We start from the raw sequence: 15,606 nt of genomic DNA, 5'->3' as shown, positions 1-15,606 counted from the left end.
GACGCCCGGGAGGGCGGGAGCCGGGGTCCCGAGGTGACGCCCGGGGACGGCGGGGGAGCCGGGGTCCCCGGGCGGCGGGAAGGCGCGGCCCAGGGCGCGAGCCGCCCGGCCTCGCCCAGGGCCGGGGCGTGGTCACACCAGCGGCGGCGGCACCGGGGAGGCGCACTCGCGCGCGGCCCGGTCTGTCGCGCTGGCCAGCAGCGCGAGGTCGGTGGGCCCGTTGCCCAGCTCGCGCACGGGACGCCGGGTGGGCGGGGCACCGGCCCGCGCCCAGTCCAGCGCGGTGACCGTCGGCCGCTGGGTGGCCGTCCGGGGAATCCGCGCCGTGACCCGGCCCGCCTGGAAGGGCACCGCCACCCCGTCGGGCCGGTGCAGCACCCCACGGCCGGCCGGGGTCTTCGCGCTGGCCGGGCCGCCGAGGGCCACGCGCAGGGACGCGCCCTGGTCGGTAACGGTGTGCGCGGTGCGGTCGGGGCGGCCGGTGGCCGCGATCAGGTGGACGCCCAGCCGCAGCCCATCGCGCGCCACGGCCTCCAGCGCCCGCACCACCGAGCCCGCCGCAGGCCGCCCTGGGTTGCCGAGCGCCGGGTCCACCAGCGCGTCCACGTCGTCCACCAGGACCGCCAGCCGGGGCAGCGGGCTGCGGCTCTCCCACCCCGGGCGGGGCCGCAGCCGCAGGGTGCCGCGATCCTCCTCGCCCCACCCGGCGGGCTCCCCGGCCGCACCGGTGGTCACCGTGCCCAGTGCCGGACCGGCGACGCCGGTGAACTCCTCGAAGGCCACGCCGTCCAGCAGTTCGGCACGGCGCTTGAGTTCGCCGGTGAGCGCCTGGGCGCAGGCCCGCATGCGCTGGGGGTCGCCTGCGGCCAGGTACGTCGTGGCGTGCGGGAGTTCGGTGGCCGCCCGCAGGCCCTGCGCGGTGCCGCCGTCGAGGAGGACGAGCGCCAGCCGGTCCGGCCGCTCCTGCGCCGCCAGGGAGGCGGCGAGCGAGCACAGCAGTTCCGTCTTGCCGCTGCCGGGGGCGCCGCTGACCAGGAGGTGGCTGCGGGCGGCGACGAGGTCGGCCTCCAGCGGGCCGCGCGGACCCGCGCCCAGCACCAGGCAGGCGCGCGGCGGCTGGTGGGGTTCGGGCCAGCGGGCGAGCAGCGCGGCCGGGGTGGCGCGGGCCAGCCCCAGCTCTTCCAGCAGGCGCGAGGTGTCGGGCAGGGGCGCGGCGTGCCGGGGCGCCGGGACACCGGTGCCGGGCGGCGCCAGCTGGGCGTCGGCCTCGCGCAGCGGAGCCAGGGCGCGGGCCACGCGTTCCGCCCACGCGGCGGACACCCCGTCCACGGTGGCGGGCTCGCCCACCCGGTCTGCGCCGCCGCGCCGCACCAGGCGCAGCGCGGTCGCCACGGCGCCGCTCAGCAGCGCGACGGCGCCGCACTCGCGGAAGGCGGGCAGCAGGCGGTAGGCGGCGGCCAGCGTTTCGGCCTGCGGTGACGACGGGGTGGCCGCCGCCGTCTCCGCCAGGCACAGCACGTGCACCCCGGCGGCCGCGCCGCAGGCGGTGAGGCGGGCCACGGACTCGCGCAGCGCGGCGGAGCCCGGGTCGCCGTCCACGACGAGGATCGTGGCCGGGCCGGTGTGGCGGGAGGCGGCGGTGAGCACGTCCACGCGGTCGGCGTCGGCCCAGTCCGGGCCCAGGGGACCGTCGTCCAGGCGGCGGGTCAGCTCGGCGGTGCGGGCGGCGGCCTGGTCCCGGTCGAAGGCGAACAGCAGGCGGCAGTCCTGCCCGCGGGTGGGCCGCAGGTGCGGCAGCCAGCCGAGCCAGGACCAGTCCCGGGTGCGGTGCGCGCCGCGCCCGGAGGCGAGCACGACGATCTCCAGCGAGCCGGGGCCGTGCAGCGTGGCGAGCTGGGCCAGTACGGACCGCGCCAGTGGCAGCAGCCGCGCCCGGGGCCCGGCCAGCCCGAGCGAGCCCGCCTCCCGCAGGGAGAGGGTGAGGGGCGGGCCCGGCCGGGCGCCGTGGTGCGCGGTGCCGAGCCGTACCGTGAGCGCGTCCTCGTGCCCCGGGCCGCGTTCCCACAGCCGGGGGCCGGGGCCGAGCGCGGTGAGCAGGATCTCCGCCGGGTCCGGCCAGCGCCCCCGGTCGGGGGCGGGCAGGGGGCCGGGGGCGGGCTGCGGCCCTGGGGCGCTGGCCCAGGGGTGGTCGCCGGACGCGGTGCGCTTGCCGCTCCAGCGGCGGGCCCAGGACCCCCGGCTCCGGGCGCCTCGCCCGTCCGCGTCTGACGGCCCGGCGGGCACCTGCGGGGGCGGCGGTGCTGCCCCGGCCGGGGACTCGCCGGGCGGGGGCTGCGGGGCGTGCCCGCCCGGCGCGGGGGTCCGTACGGGTGGCTCCGGCAGCCCGGCGGCGTCCGTTGGCGCCGGGCGTGCCCCGGGCGGGGCCTGCGGCGGCAGGAGGGGGACGCCGAGCCCGGCCCCGTGGGTGACGGCTCCGCCCGGCGCTGTCGTGCGCCCGGGCCCGGTTTGCTCCGGGACGAACGCGCGCGGGGCGCCGGACGCGTTCGCCCCGGGTGCCGGTACCGGCGGCGTGGGGGCGGCGCTGCCGGGCGGTTCGGGGGCGACGCGCACCGGGTCCGTGCGCAGCCGCAGCACCGACTCGCCCACCCGCAGCGACGCCCCGGGGCGCAGCGGCACGGGGCGCTCGCCGACGGGGGCGCCCTCGGCCGTGGTGCCGTTCGTCGAGCCCAGGTCGGCGACCGTCACGGCACCGGACTCCGTCACCGTCACCACGCAGTGCAGGCGGGAGACGTCCGGATCGTCCAGCACCACGTCCGCGTCCGCCGAGCGCCCGACGCGCACGTGCCCGCCGTGCAGCAGGTGGACGCCGCCCGCGTCCGGCCCGGCGACGACGTGCAGGCGCGGCCCGCCGGCCGGGAGCGCGGCCAGCTCCTCCGCGGGCCGGTGCAGGCAGACCACGGCTCCGTCGAGCAGCGGGGGCTCGCCCAGCAGGTGGCGGGCGGCGTCCAGCCGGAGCGCGCCGACATAGACGGCGGCGGACTCGCCCTCCCGGGAGGGCGCGGCGGAGCCACCCCGCGCGGAGGCCGCCGCGGCCAGCTCCGCCGCCAGGCCGCCCGTCACGGCGGCGAGCACGGTGCCGGGCGGGGCCGAGACCAGGACGTCGCACTCCTCCGAGCCCTGCCCCGGGCCGCCGCGCGGCCCGCGGACGGTGAGCCGGATCTGATTCGGCATCGGCCCCTCCCGTTCAGCGACGTAGCTGCATCCTGCCACCCGCGACCGACAGTCCATGCCGCGAGCGCGTCTCAATGATCTTGATTGCACAGGGGAACGCGTAAGGGTATGCGCACGTGATCGAGTTCACATCGTTCGCGGTGACACTTATGACCATTCGCGTTCGTATCGGGATCATGCGGGCTCCGCCGTGTCCTCGGCCCCCACGGCCGGGGCGGCTGCCCGGTGGATGGCGGCTGACCTCCCGCGACGCGCGCCCCCGGGCGCGGCCGTCCTACTACAGTGGACCGGACGGGCCGTCGCTCAGCGGCCGCCCGTGCCCGGAGCGGGACCGTCACCGGCGTCCGCTCCCCGCCGGAGACGAGCGACGACGAGCAGGGAGCCGATGACGTGCGGCCCGTAGGCAGCAAGTACCTCCTGGAGGAGCCGCTGGGACGCGGCGCCACCGGCACCGTGTGGCGCGGCCGGCAGCGCGAGACGGCCGGAGCCGAGGCGGCCGTCGCGGGCAGCCCCGGCGAGGTCGTCGCGATCAAGGTGCTCAAGGAGGAGCTGGCCGACGACGCCGACATCGTCATGCGCTTCCTGCGCGAGCGCTCCGCCCTGCTGCGGCTCACCCACGGCAACATCGTCCGCACCCGGGACCTGGTGGTCGAAGGCACCCTGCTCGCGCTGGTCATGGACCTCGTGGACGGCCCCGACCTGCACCGCTACCTGCGGGACAACGGTCCGCTCTCGCCCGTCGCCGCCGCCCTGCTGACGGCCCAGGTCGCCGACGCGCTCGCCGCCAGCCACGCCGACGGCATCGTCCACCGCGACCTCAAGCCCGCCAACGTGCTCATCGCCGAGGACGCGGGCGGCATGCGCCCGATGCTCACCGACTTCGGCATCGCCCGGCTCGCCGACTCCCCGGGCCTCACCCGTGCCCACGAGTTCGTCGGCACCCCCGCCTACGTCGCCCCCGAGTCCGCCGAGGGCCGCCCGCAGACCTCCGCCGTGGACCTCTACGGCGCGGGCATCCTGCTGTACGAGGTGCTGACCGGACGCCCGCCGTTCGGCGGCGGGAGCGCGCTGGAGGTGCTTCAGCGGCACCTGAACGAGGAGCCGCGCCGTCCCGACAACGTCCCGGACCCGCTGTGGACGGTCATCGAACGCTGCCTGCGCAAGAACCCCGACGAGCGGCCCGGCGCCGTCGCCCTGGCCCACGCCCTGCGCACCGTCGCCGCGGGCCTGGCCCCCGACGCCGCCCCCGCCGAGCGCACCGCCGCCCTCGGGGTCGCGGCTCTGCTGGCCCCCGACCCCAGCCCGGCCCCGGTGCCCGGACCGGGCCAGGTCTCCGGTGCCTTTGACCCGGCTGCCTCCGACCCGGCGCAGGCGCTGCCCACCGGCGGCCCCGGCCCGGTGGGCGGCTACGACGCCAACGCGGCGACGACGGTCCTGCCCCACACCGGCCCGGGCGCCGCAGCCGCGGGCGCTGCGGGCGCCGACCCCACCTCCGTCATGCCACAGCAGCCGCCCACCCCGCCGCAGCAGCCGGGTGACGGCGGCGCGCACCCGTGGCAAAACCAGCTCCGTGCCGCCCGCGACCGCAACGAGCAGACCCAGTACCAGCCGCTGGACCCCGAACAGGACCCGCTGCGCCGCCGTCCCCCGCGCCGTGGGGCGGCGCCCCCGCCGCCCCACCAGCAGCCACCCGCGTCCCCGCAGCAGTACGCCCCGCGCCCGCCCGCCCCCGCCCCAGGCCCGCAGCCGCACGGCTACGCCCCGCCCGCGCCGCACGGCTACGCCCCGCCCGCGCCACAGCGCTATGAGCCGTCCCCGCCGCAGCGCTACGAGCCGCGGCACCAGCGCTACGACCGGCGTCCCCCGGCGCGGGCACCCCGCGAGCCGCGCCGCCGGCAGCGCAGCGCCAACCCCATGCGCATCCCGGGCCTCGGCTGCCTCAAGGGCTGCCTGTTCATGATCCTGATCATCGCCGCGATCATCGCCCTGATCTGGAACTTCACCCCGGTGCCCGAGTGGGTCGCCGAGGGCCGCAGCTTCTGGGAGACCGTCACCGACTGGGGGCGTGAACTCTGGGAGAGCGTCGGCGCGTACCTGGACAGCGGCGGCGGCCCCACCGGCCCGAACGGCTGACCCCGGCGCCCCGACGGAGTGGCCAGTGGGGCGATTTGTCGACTTCTGTGGCCGATTTTCCCGCCCCGGGGTGATGGTTACCGCCGGATGGGCCGCTCGGACGGCCCAACGCGGCGTACTTTGGTCGCCATGGCACGGAAGATCGGCAGTCGTTACACCGCCCACCAGATCCTGGGCCGGGGCAGCGCCGGCACGGTGTGGCAGGGCTCAGGCCCGGAAGGGCCCGTCGCCATCAAGCTGCTGCGCGAGGACCTGGCGGCCGACCAGGAGCTGGTAGGCCGCTTCGTGCAGGAGCGCGCCGCGCTGGTGAGCCTGGACCACCCGCACGTCGTCGGCGTCCGGGACCTGGTGGTGGACGGCAACGACCTCGCCCTCGTGATGGACCTGGTGCGCGGCACCGACCTGCGCACCCAGCTCGACCGCGAGCGCCGCCTCACCCCCGCCGACGCCGTGGCCGTCACCGCCGACATCGCCGACGCGCTGGCCGCCGCGCACGCCGCCGGGTACGTCCACCGCGACGTCAAGCCGGAGAACATCCTGCGCGACGCGGGCACCGGACGCGCGCTGCTCACCGACTTCGGCGTGGCCAAGCTCATCGACGCGCCCCGGCGCGGTGGCGGCGGCCGGGTGGTGGGCACGCCCGACTACGTCGCCCCCGAGATCGTCGAGGGCCTGCCGCCCCGGGCCGCCGTGGACATCTACGCGCTGGCCACCGTGCTCTACGAGGCGCTGGCCGGGTTCACGCCGTTCGGCGGCGGCCACCCCGGCGCGGTGCTGCGGCGGCACGTCACCGAGTCCGTCGCCCCGCTGCCGGGCATCCCCGACGAGCTGTGGCGGCTGATCCACCAGTGTCTGTCCAAGGCCCCGGCCTCCCGGCTGCGCGCCCCCGAACTGGCCGCCCGCCTGCGCGAGCTGCGGCCCGCACTCGTCGGCTACCCCGCGCTCGACATCGACGAACCCGAGCCGGAGTTCACCGGCTTCGAGGACGCCGACACCGGTGCCCCGGCGCCGACCGCCCGCCGGGGCGCGGTACCGCTGGTGCGCGGACACGCCGCACCGGACTCCGCGAACCGCGAGACGCACACCAGCATGCGGGTGCCCGGTGCCGACGAGCTGGCCGGAGGCGCGCGCGGCACCGCGCGTTCCCCGCGCGCCCCGGGCCAGCCCCGCGCCGGTTCCGCCCGGCACCGGGCCGCCGACCGCCGGCGCCGCATGCGCCTGACGGTGGCGGGCGCGGGCACGGCGGTGCTCCTGGCCGTCGGCGGCTACCTGGTCCTGGCCGACGACAACACCACCGACGGTGCCCCGCCCCCAGCGGTGGCCCCGGAGAGCCGGTAGCGGCGCTGTCCGGACGGCACCGCTGGCCCACTGGACCGGGCGTGCCCCTCACCCTGGCGGTGAGCCGCGAGCGGTCCCGGGTGGGCGTCGCGCGGGCCGGTCCAGACGCCGCACTGGCCCACGCCCCCAGCCGGTACGCTGGACCCGTGGCAGTCGTCGATGTATCCGAAGCGCTGAAGTCCCTCGCCTCCACGATGGAGTCGATCGAGGCCGTCCTCGACCTCGACAAGATGCGGGCCGACCTCGCCGAGCTCGAAGAGCAGGCGGCGGCCCCCTCGCTGTGGGACGACCCGGACAACGCCCAGCGGGTGACGAGCAGGCTCTCGTTTCTCCAGGGCCAGCTCCGCAAGGTCGAGGAGCTGCACGGGCGCATCGAGGACGTCGGCGTGCTGTTCGAGCTCGCGGACGCCGAGGACGACGCCGACGCCCGCGCCGAGGCCGAGAGTGAACTGGCCGCGGTGCAAAAGGCGGTGGACGAGCTGGAGGTGCGCACGCTGCTGTCCGGCGAGTACGACGCGCGCGAGGCAATGGTCAGCATCCGCGCGGAGGCCGGCGGGGTGGACGCCGCCGACTTCGCCGAGCAGCTCCAGCGCATGTACCTGCGCTGGGCGGAGCGCCGTGGCTACCCCGCGGAGGTGCTGGACACCTCCTACGCGGAGGAGGCGGGCATCAAGTCCACCACGTTCTCGGTGAAGGCGCCCTACGCCTACGGCACGCTCTCGGTCGAGCAGGGCACGCACCGCATGGTGCGCATCTCGCCGTTTGACAACCAGGGCCGCCGCCAGACGTCGTTCGCGGGCGTCGAGGTCATGCCCGTGGTGGAGCAGACCGACCACATCGACATCCCGGAGAACGAGTTGCGGGTGGACGTCTTCCGCTCCTCGGGCCCCGGCGGCCAGTCCGTGAACACCACGGACTCCGCGGTGCGCATGACGCACATCCCCACCGGCATCGTCGTCTCCTGCCAGAACGAGAAGTCCCAGATCCAGAACCGCGCGGCGGCGCTGCGCGTCATGCAGTCCCGTCTGCTGGCGCACCGGCGGGCGGAGGAGCAGGCCAAGATGGACGCCCTGAAAGGTGACGGCGGCAACTCGTGGGGCAACCAGATGCGCTCGTACGTGTTGCAGCCCTACCAGATGGTCAAGGACCTGCGCACCGAGCACGAGGTGGGCAACCCGCAGGCGGTGCTGGACGGTGACATCGACGGCTTTCTGGAGGCCGGAATCCGCTGGCGTAAGCAGCAGGAGACGCCGCAGAGCTGACGCCGACGCGGCGCCCACTGTGGCGCGCGGCACACAGGTGTCCGACTTTGCCGGTAAGTGACCGGTTGGGCAGTGCCATTCGCCCGGACGTCGCTTGACGCTGGTGTGAAAACTGGGAAAGCTGTCCGCTCAGCAGGCGTGTGTCAGGGACGAGTGCACATGTGGGGGCGGAACGGGGCGCCCGGTCACCGAGTGGCCATGGGCTCCCGCTATGGAAATCCCCGGCACCATGAGCGCCCGGTACCGCTGCTCCGATGACAATGAACAGCTACTGGGGGTAGTTGGTAGTGACCAATTCCACGACGCGAGTGCGCGTTGCGCGCATCGTCGCCGGTTCGGTTTTCGCCGCTGGCGCTTCGCTGACGATCGCGGGCGTCGCACAGGCGGCCACCGGTGAGGCTGCGAAGAGTGACGAGCCGATCACCACGCAGGACGCCGGTGTCGCCAGCGTCTCGGCCAGCGGCCTCCTCACCGGCGGTGACACCGACGGTGGCACCGACGGCGGCGGCGACACCGACGGCGGCACCACCGACGGCGCGGCTGCCCAGGGCGGCGGCGACACCGGTGGCAGCACCGGCGGCGACCAGGGCGGTGCGGCTGCCCAGGGCGGTGGCGACCAGGGTGGCGCGGCTGCCCAGGGTGGCGGCGACACCGGTGGCAGCACCGGTGGCGACCAGGGCGGCACGGCCGGTTCGACCGGCGGCAACAGCGGCGGCGACACCGGTGGCAGCACCGGCGGTGACCAGGGCGGTTCCACCGGTTCGACCGGCGGCAACAGCGGTGGCGACACCGGCGGCGGCTCGACGGGCTCCACCGGTTCGACCGGCTCGACCGGTTCCACCGGCGGCAACGGCGGTGGCGACACCGGCGGCTCCACCGGCGGCGGCTCCACCGGTGGCAACGGCTCCACGGGTTCGACCGGTTCCACCGGCTCCACGGGTTCCACCGGCGGCAACGGCGGTGGCGACACCGGCAGCGGCGGCCTGAACCCGGACGGCTCCGGCGAGACCCCGCAGGGCTCCAAGGAGCAGATCACCACGCCGGAGCAGAAGCCGGTGGCTGACCAGCCCAAGGCCCCGCAGGGCGGCGGCGAGGAGCTGGCCGAGACCGGTGCCACCGAGACGGCGTTCCTGCTCGTCGGCGCGGCGACCATGATCGCCGGTGGCGTGGGCTTCCGCATGCTGCCCCGTCTGATGAGCCGGAACGGCGCGGCCGCGGCCTGAACCACGGGCGCGTAGCACGCTGAACAAGCGACGAGGACCCGGACACCGCCTGTGTCCGGGTCCTCGCAGCGTGTTGGTGGAATAAAGCGGGAATTGGCATGGGGGAAACGGGGCGCCGTCAGAAGGCCATCTGACGCGCCACGAACAGCACTGAGAGCAGCGCCAGCAGCAGCGCGAGCAGGGTGGCGGGCGTCCACGCGGCCAGCGGCCCCTGCCGGTGCAGCCGCTCACGCTGGGCACGGCAGACCGCGCAGCGGGCCTCGCTGACGGGCCCGGCGCAGTTGGCGCACACCAGTCGGTCGCATGTCATGCGATCTCCTCCTCTACTGCGCCAACGCCCTCGCGGAGTGATTCGTTCCCCAAGGGTTTCTCCTGGTTCCCACTCTGCCAGGCTTCGACCCGCGGCGCATACGTGCGCAATACCGGATGCCGACTGCGCCGCGTCCCGCGCGTCGCGTAGTGTCACTGCACCGAACCAGGGGCCGCGCCGCGGCTTCCGTTGCTCCTACCCAGCCCGACGTGGTGTGCATCAGTGATCCGTTTCGACAGCGTCTCCAAGACCTATCCGCGGCAGAACCGCCCGGCGCTCCGCGACGTCTCGCTGGAGATCGAGCGCGGCGAGTTCGTCTTCCTCGTGGGGTCCTCGGGCTCCGGCAAGTCCACGTTCCTGCGCCTGGTGCTGCGGGAGGAGCGGGCCAGTCACGGCCAGGTTCACGTGCTCGGCAAGGACCTGGGCCGGCTGTCCCACTGGAAGGTGCCGCAGATGCGCCGCCAGCTGGGCACCGTGTTCCAGGACTTCCGGCTGCTGCCCAACAAGACGGTGGCGGAGAACGTCGCGTTCGCGCTGGAGGTCATCGGCAGGCGGCGCGGGGAAATCCGCAAGGCGGTCACCGAGGTGTTGAACCTGGTCGGCCTCGGCGGCAAGGAGGACCGGATGCCGGGCGAGCTGTCCGGCGGTGAGCAGCAGCGGGTGGCGATCGCGCGGGCGTTCGTCAACCGTCCGAAGCTGCTCATCGCGGACGAGCCCACCGGCAACCTCGACCCGCAGACGTCGATCGGCATCATGAAGCTGCTCGACCGCATCAACCGGACCGGGGCGACGGTCATCATGGCTACCCACGATCAGCAGATCGTTGACCAGATGCGCAAGCGCGTGATCGAACTCGAACAGGGCCGGCTCGTGCGCGACCAGTCGCGCGGCGTCTACGGCTACCAGCACTGAAAGGCACGGAGTACACGCCATGCGCGGCCAGTTCGTTCTGTCGGAGATCGCCACGGGTCTCCGGCGCAATCTCACGATGACGTTCGCGGTCATCATCTCCGTGGCCATCTCGCTCGCCCTGCTCGGCGGCGCGCTCCTGGCGAACCAGCAGGTCAACTCCATGAAGGGGTACTGGTACGACAAGGTCCAGGTGTCGATCTACCTGTGCAACAAGAACGACGCCGACAACGACCCCAGCTGTGACCGGGGCGCCGTCACCGGTCAGCAGAAGCGCGAGATCAAGGCGGACCTGGAGAAGCTCGCCGTCGTCGAGAAGGTCTACTACGAGTCCGCCGAACAGGCGTACCAGCACTACCAGGAGCAGTTCAAGGACTCCCCGCTGGCCTCCTCGCTCACCCCGGAGCAGATGCAGGAGTCCTACCGGGTCAAGCTGAAGGACCCGGGCAAGTACGACGTCATCGCCACCGCGTTCGCGGGCCGGGCCGGGGTGCAGGAGGTGCAGGACCAGCGCGATCTGCTGGAGAACCTGTTCAGCCTGCTCGACGGGCTGCGCCACGCGGCGTTGTTCGTCATGGGCCTGATGCTCGTCGTCGCGATGCTGCTGATCGTCAACACCGTGCGCGTCTCGGCGTTCTCCCGGCGCCGGGAGACGGGCATCATGCGGCTGGTCGGCGCGTCCAGCTTCTACATCCAGATGCCGTTCATCCTGGAGGCCGCCATCGCGGGCCTCGTCGGGGGGATGCTGGCCGGAGTGCTGCTGCTGACGGGCAAGTTCGCGCTCGTGGACAACTTCCTGGCCGAGAAGGTGCCGCTGATCAGCTTCATCGGTTACGACGCGCTGTGGAAGGTGCTGCCGCTGGTGCTGGCCGTGGGCCTGCTGATGCCCGCGCTGGCCGCGTTCCTGACGCTGCGCAAGTACCTGAAGGTGTGAAACTGGTGTGAGATAGAACGCGGGCGCCCTGCGGTCAACCTTCCGTACGGCGCCCGCTCCTGTCCTAGACTCCGCAGCATGTCGGGCTCGTGGATGTTCGTCCAGCCTCGCCGCATCGGCCGCGGGGCCGCACTGCCCCTCGTCTTCACCGGGGTCCTGCTGACCGGGTTCGCCTCCGGCTCGTGGACGCCGGAGGCCGACGCCTCCGTGGACGCCGCGCCAGGCACCCCGGGCCGCGCCGCCCTCTCCGGCGCCGCCCCCCGGGACGAGCGCGCCGCCGCCACCGACGCCCACGAGGCCGTCAGCCGCAGCGGTGACCGCTGGTCCACCGCCTACACCGCCCGCGAGTTCGCCGACCTGAGCCGGACACTGGACGGCGAGTACGTCGGCGTCGGCCTGACCGTGCGCGGCGGCACCGGCCCGGCGCGCGTCGCCCGCGTCACCGAGGACAGCCCCGCCGCCCGCGCTGGCCTGCGCGCCGGTGACGCACTGCACACGATCGACGACACCGACGTGCGCGGCATGCCCGTCACCGAGGTCGTCGCCCTGCTGCGCGGCGACGCGGACCCCGGCCCCGCCGCCGGAACCGCCGTCACCCTGGGCCTGAGCCGCGACGGGCGGCACTTCAGCGAGGTGCTGGAGCGCGCCGTGGTGGACACCCGGAGCGTCACCGCCGAGCACCTGCCGGGCGACGTCACCCGTATCCAGGTCAGCGCGTTCACCGCGGGCACCGGCGAGCGGCTGCGCAACGCCGTCGCCGCCGTGCCACCGGGCCACGGGATCCTGCTCGACCTGCGCGGCAACTCCGGCGGCCTGCTCCTGGAAGCCACCGAGGCCGCTTCCGCCTTCCTCGACGGCGGCCTGGTCGCCACCTATGGCGAGGGCGAGGGCCAGCGCGCGTTGCACGCCGCGCCCGGCGGCGACACCGACAGCCCGCTCGTCGTCCTGGTGGACGGCGGCTCCATGAGCGCCGCCGAACTGCTGGCCGGAGCGCTCCAGGACCGTGGGCGGGCGCTGGTCGTGGGGACGCCGACGTTCGGCAAGGGCGCGGTGCAGGTACCGCACGTCCAGCCGGACGGCTCCGTCGCCGAGCTGACCGTCGGCCACTACCTCACGCCCGGCGGCCGCTCACTGGAGGGCACCGGGCTCACCCCGGACGTCGCCGTGAACGCCGGTGAGGACGCCCAGGACAAGGCCCGCACGGTATTGAGTGGCCTCGCCACCCGCGGGTGAGGAACAATGGCCCGGCTATGGCAAAAGAGACCGGTCGCAAACTCATCGCGCAGCACAAGAAGGCCCGGCACGACTACGTCATCCTCGATACGTACGAGTGCGGACTGGTGCTGACCGGCACCGAAGTCAAGTCGCTGCGCCAGGGCCGCGCCTCGCTCGTGGACGGGTTCGCCCAGCTCGACGGCGGCGAGATGTGGCTGCACAACGTGCACATCCCCGAGTACAGCCAGGGCACGTGGACCAACCACAGCGCCCGCCGCAAGCGCAAGCTGCTGCTGCACCGGGCGGAGATCGACAAGCTCACCGGCAAGGTGCAGGAGACGGGCCTGACACTGGTCCCGCTCGCCCTGTACTTCAAGGACGGCCGGGCGAAGGTGGAACTCGCGCTCGCCCGGGGCAAGCGCGAGTACGACAAGCGGCAGACGCTGCGGGAGAAGCAGGACCGCCGCGAGGCGGAACGCGCGATCTCCGCCGCCCGCCGCCGCGCCCGCCGCTAGCCGGGCACCTGTCGGCGACGCCCCCTCCGCGCACCATGCGTGAGCGACACCTCGCGAAGGGTGACGCGCAGCGGGGCGGGGAAGCGGGACCCGGCACGGAGCCCGGGAGCCGGGGGAGGAGCGGGAGCGGAGCAGGCCCCCGGCCGGGGGAATACGTTGGCCTCCTCCCGGGTTGGTCCACTACGATGGCCTCAGCGCCACCGGCACCGCCGGTGGGTTGTCAACTCAACATGGGGATGATCGGTTTCGACAGCGGATGTCGAAGCAGGGGAAGCGAGCCGAGGAACGCGGCAATGATCTCGTTAACCATGTGCCGCAAAAAAATAATCGCCAACACCAAGCGCGATTCCTTCGCCCTCGCTGCCTAAGTAGCGAGTGTGAAGTGTCAGCCCGGGTGCGTTCCCGACCCGGTTCCTGGCATCAGCTAGGGAACTCACCGCGTAGGCCCGGTCACGGGGCCTGCCGGGACATCACACAGTGACTGAGCCCGTCGGCAGCTTGTCTGCGTGACTGCCGGGGCCGAGAAAAGCACAGCAGACTGCGCTCGGAGAAGCCCTCCTTCCGCTCCGTTGGACGCGGGTTCGATTCCCGCCATCTCCACACCACGACAGGCGACGTCAGCCCGTGCACTGCGCGGGCGGCGTCGCCTTTGTCGTGCGTTATGCGTCGCGCGTCAGCGCCTTTGGGGGCGAGTGCCCGGCAGGCGTCCCAGCAGGGCGCCTGCCACTGGGGACAGCCGGGTGAACAGAGGGGCGTAGGGGCGGCTGCGGTCGGCGGGTTCGTCGTGAGGTCGCTGGGGGTGTGGTGAGGGCCAGTGGTGGGCGATCAGGGTGGTTCCGGACAGGGTGAAGACGGGGCGCGTGGATGCGGCGCCCGGGGAGAACTGCGGCATGTCCACCACCCTCGCGGCACCCGGCTCGCTCCGTCCAACACCTGCTGACTGGCCTTTCACGCACCTGTGTTGTCAAATACCGGAGTGCCGATCGCCCCCACCACTCCGCCCGACCCGCGCCTGCTGCGGGCCTTCGTCACCGTCGCCGAGGAGTTGCACTTCACCCGGGCCGCCGCGCGGCTGTACGTCGCGCAGCAGGCGTTGAGCCGGGACGTCCGGCGCCTCGAACGCGAACTGGGTGCGGCCCTGTTCGCCCGTACGACGCGGCACGTGACGCTGACGCCGGACGGCGAGCGCCTGCTCCCGTACGCGCGGCGCGTGCTGGCCGCCTACGCCGACCTGGCCGCCGCCGCGTCCGGCCCCACCGACCGCCCGCTGGTGGTGGACGTCGGCGCGGAAGCGGCCACGGGACAGCTGGTCCTGGACGCCGCCCGGGCCCTGGCGCCGGGGTGGGAGTTCGTCGCCCGTTACTACAGCGGGCTGTCCGGCGCGGTGCCCGCGATCGCGGCGGGCCGGGTGGACGTCGCCTTCGGCCGCGTCGCCGGACTCGAACCGGCCGCCCGCGCCCACCTGTCCCACCGGCTCCTGCGCTACGAACGCGTGAGCGTGCTGCTCCCCGACGACCACCGCCTGGCGGCCCTGCCACGGGTGCCGCTCGCGGAGCTGGCCGGTGAGACGCTGTACGCCGGGGCGGGCAACGAGGAGACCACCGAGTGGACGGATTACGCCCGCACGCTCTTCGCCGGGCGCGGCATCCACGTGGCACCCCCGTTCCCGAAGATCGAGGGCGACGCGGAGTTCATTCGCGTCGTCCGCTCCCGCCGCTGGCTGGTGCTCGCCAGCGAGATGATGGTGGACGTTCCCGGCACGGTGCTGCGCCCCGTCGTGGACCCGGTGCCGCTGTCTCCCGTCTCCGTCGTGTGGCGCCGCGACCTGCGCCATCCCGCGCTCACGGCCCTGCTGGATGCCGCCCGAGAGCTGGCCGCCCGGCACGCCTGGCTCACCCGTCCCGCCGACGCCTGGCTACCCCCGGCCGAGCGGCCCTGGCCGACACCACGTGACGCCCTGCCCGCCGCGTGCCGAACCCGCCCCGTCGCGTCCCGCCTGCGCGCTGGCCGCTGTACCGAAGGGGTCGGGGCTTCGTGGCGAACTCGGTGCGGCCGGGAACTCCTGCCCCTCTGCGACGCCCGGTCTCGGCACACCAGAAGTGTTCGGGTTGGTAGAGGCGGTGTTCGATCAAGGCCCGTCCCTGGCCGGTGGTGTAGGCGAGGAACACGCCGACCTGACTGTCCTCGATGCGGCCGGCGGTGGCGGTGCCCTGGCGTTGCACGCCCGCTGAGGCGTGGCCCTTCTTCAGGAAGCCGTCTCATCCACGATCAGGGCGCCCGAACATCGACCGCCACCGAGCAGGTCTACGCTATGGCCTGCGGCCACCGCATGATCTTCAGGAGATATCAAAACCCCCGATGGTCACGCGGTGGCCGTACCCGTTCCCGACTTGGGCCGACCCAAGATCGCGACGTTAGGCCGAAGTACCAGGTACTAGACGGTGTTGATCCTGTCCCAGGTCCAGCTGCTGCCGGAGTCGGTGATGCTGTCCCAGTTCTTCACTGGGTTGTTGAAGCCGTTGCCGGTGCTGGTGAG

The 15,606-nt window shown here is 74.1% G+C and carries 11 protein-coding genes, 1 other RNA gene and 1 pseudogene; 10 read left to right on the top strand and 3 right to left on the bottom strand.

The window, feature by feature from the left end:
- Nucleotides 1–132: 132 nt before the first annotated feature.
- Complete coding sequence (locus JJV70_RS14275) at nt 133–3,231, bottom strand: FtsK/SpoIIIE domain-containing protein (protein WP_219048260.1); 3,099 nt, start codon at nt 3,229–3,231, stop codon at nt 133–135.
- Between the two features lie 390 nt (nt 3,232–3,621).
- On the opposite strand from JJV70_RS14275, the gene JJV70_RS14270 reads away from it, so the two are divergent.
- The 4 genes from JJV70_RS14270 (at nt 3,622) to JJV70_RS14255 (ending at nt 9,187) form a co-directional block, all read left to right on the top strand.
- Entirely contained in the window at nt 3,622–5,364 is a 1,743-nt protein-coding gene (locus JJV70_RS14270; RefSeq protein WP_219048259.1) for a serine/threonine-protein kinase, read from the top strand.
- Nucleotides 5,365–5,493: 129 nt separating this feature from the next.
- Nucleotides 5,494–6,702, top strand: a complete 1,209-nt coding sequence (locus JJV70_RS14265) for a serine/threonine-protein kinase (RefSeq protein ID WP_219048258.1) — start codon at nt 5,494–5,496, stop codon at nt 6,700–6,702.
- A gap of 146 nt (nt 6,703–6,848) precedes the next feature.
- Nucleotides 6,849–7,964: a peptide chain release factor 2 gene (gene prfB / locus JJV70_RS14260; protein ID WP_219048257.1), complete on the top strand. Its 1,116-nt coding sequence runs from the start codon at nt 6,849–6,851 to the stop codon at nt 7,962–7,964.
- Between the two features lie 287 nt (nt 7,965–8,251).
- A complete protein-coding gene (locus JJV70_RS14255) occupies nt 8,252–9,187 on the top strand; it encodes a hypothetical protein (RefSeq protein ID WP_219048255.1) in 936 nt (311 codons plus the stop codon).
- Nucleotides 9,188–9,305: 118 nt separating this feature from the next.
- Here the strand turns inward: JJV70_RS14255 and JJV70_RS14250 are convergent, their stop codons facing one another.
- Nucleotides 9,306–9,497 (bottom strand): hypothetical protein, encoded by a 192-nt coding sequence (locus tag JJV70_RS14250; protein ID WP_219048253.1) that lies wholly within the window; start codon nt 9,495–9,497, stop codon nt 9,306–9,308.
- A gap of 222 nt (nt 9,498–9,719) precedes the next feature.
- Between JJV70_RS14250 and ftsE the strand changes: the two genes are divergently transcribed.
- The 6 genes and pseudogenes from ftsE to JJV70_RS14220 all read left to right on the top strand — a co-directional run.
- Entirely contained in the window at nt 9,720–10,409 is a 690-nt protein-coding gene (ftsE, locus tag JJV70_RS14245) for a cell division ATP-binding protein FtsE (RefSeq protein ID WP_219048251.1), read from the top strand.
- Between the two features lie 19 nt (nt 10,410–10,428).
- Nucleotides 10,429–11,340: a permease-like cell division protein FtsX gene (gene ftsX, locus JJV70_RS14240; RefSeq protein ID WP_219048250.1), complete on the top strand. Its 912-nt coding sequence runs from the start codon at nt 10,429–10,431 to the stop codon at nt 11,338–11,340.
- A 78-nt stretch (nt 11,341–11,418) separates the two neighbouring features.
- Nucleotides 11,419–12,573: a S41 family peptidase gene (locus JJV70_RS14235; RefSeq protein WP_219048248.1), complete on the top strand. Its 1,155-nt coding sequence runs from the start codon at nt 11,419–11,421 to the stop codon at nt 12,571–12,573.
- 17 nt (nt 12,574–12,590) lie between these two features.
- Nucleotides 12,591–13,070, top strand: a complete 480-nt coding sequence (smpB, locus tag JJV70_RS14230; protein WP_219048247.1) for an SsrA-binding protein SmpB — start codon at nt 12,591–12,593, stop codon at nt 13,068–13,070.
- A gap of 232 nt (nt 13,071–13,302) precedes the next feature.
- Nucleotides 13,303–13,673, top strand: a transfer-messenger RNA (tmRNA) gene (gene ssrA, locus JJV70_RS14225).
- Nucleotides 13,674–14,052: 379 nt separating this feature from the next.
- Nucleotides 14,053–15,003: pseudogene (locus tag JJV70_RS14220) on the top strand (LysR family transcriptional regulator); the annotation flags it as partial.
- Here JJV70_RS14220 and JJV70_RS23510 read toward each other — a convergent pair.
- On the bottom strand, nt 14,963–15,292 hold the full coding sequence (locus JJV70_RS23510) for a hypothetical protein (protein ID WP_374227301.1): 330 nt from the start codon (nt 15,290–15,292) through the stop codon (nt 14,963–14,965). The pseudogene JJV70_RS14220 and the gene JJV70_RS23510 sit on opposite strands and share 41 nt — an antisense overlap.
- Nucleotides 15,293–15,606: the final 314 nt, after the last annotated feature.

It is taken from the genome of Streptomyces sp. JJ66, assembly GCF_019303495.1.
Lineage (GTDB): Bacteria > Actinomycetota > Actinomycetes > Streptomycetales > Streptomycetaceae > Streptomyces.
Note: the sequence above shows the minus strand (reverse complement) of the source record. Positions and strands in the feature narration are given on the sequence as shown.

Excerpts from the sequence above, each read along its gene's own strand:
- JJV70_RS14275 (WP_219048260.1), bottom strand. The coding sequence starts at position 3,231 with ATGCCGAATCAGATCCGGCTCACCGTCCGCGGGCCGCGCGGCGGCCCG.
- JJV70_RS14265 (WP_219048258.1), top strand. The coding sequence starts at position 5,494 with ATGGCACGGAAGATCGGCAGTCGTTACACCGCCCACCAGATCCTGGGC.
- JJV70_RS14250 (WP_219048253.1), bottom strand. The coding sequence starts at position 9,497 with ATGACATGCGACCGACTGGTGTGCGCCAACTGCGCCGGGCCCGTCAGC.
- ftsX (WP_219048250.1), top strand. The coding sequence starts at position 10,429 with ATGCGCGGCCAGTTCGTTCTGTCGGAGATCGCCACGGGTCTCCGGCGC.
- JJV70_RS14235 (WP_219048248.1), top strand. The coding sequence starts at position 11,419 with ATGTCGGGCTCGTGGATGTTCGTCCAGCCTCGCCGCATCGGCCGCGGG.
- smpB (WP_219048247.1), top strand. The coding sequence starts at position 12,591 with ATGGCAAAAGAGACCGGTCGCAAACTCATCGCGCAGCACAAGAAGGCC.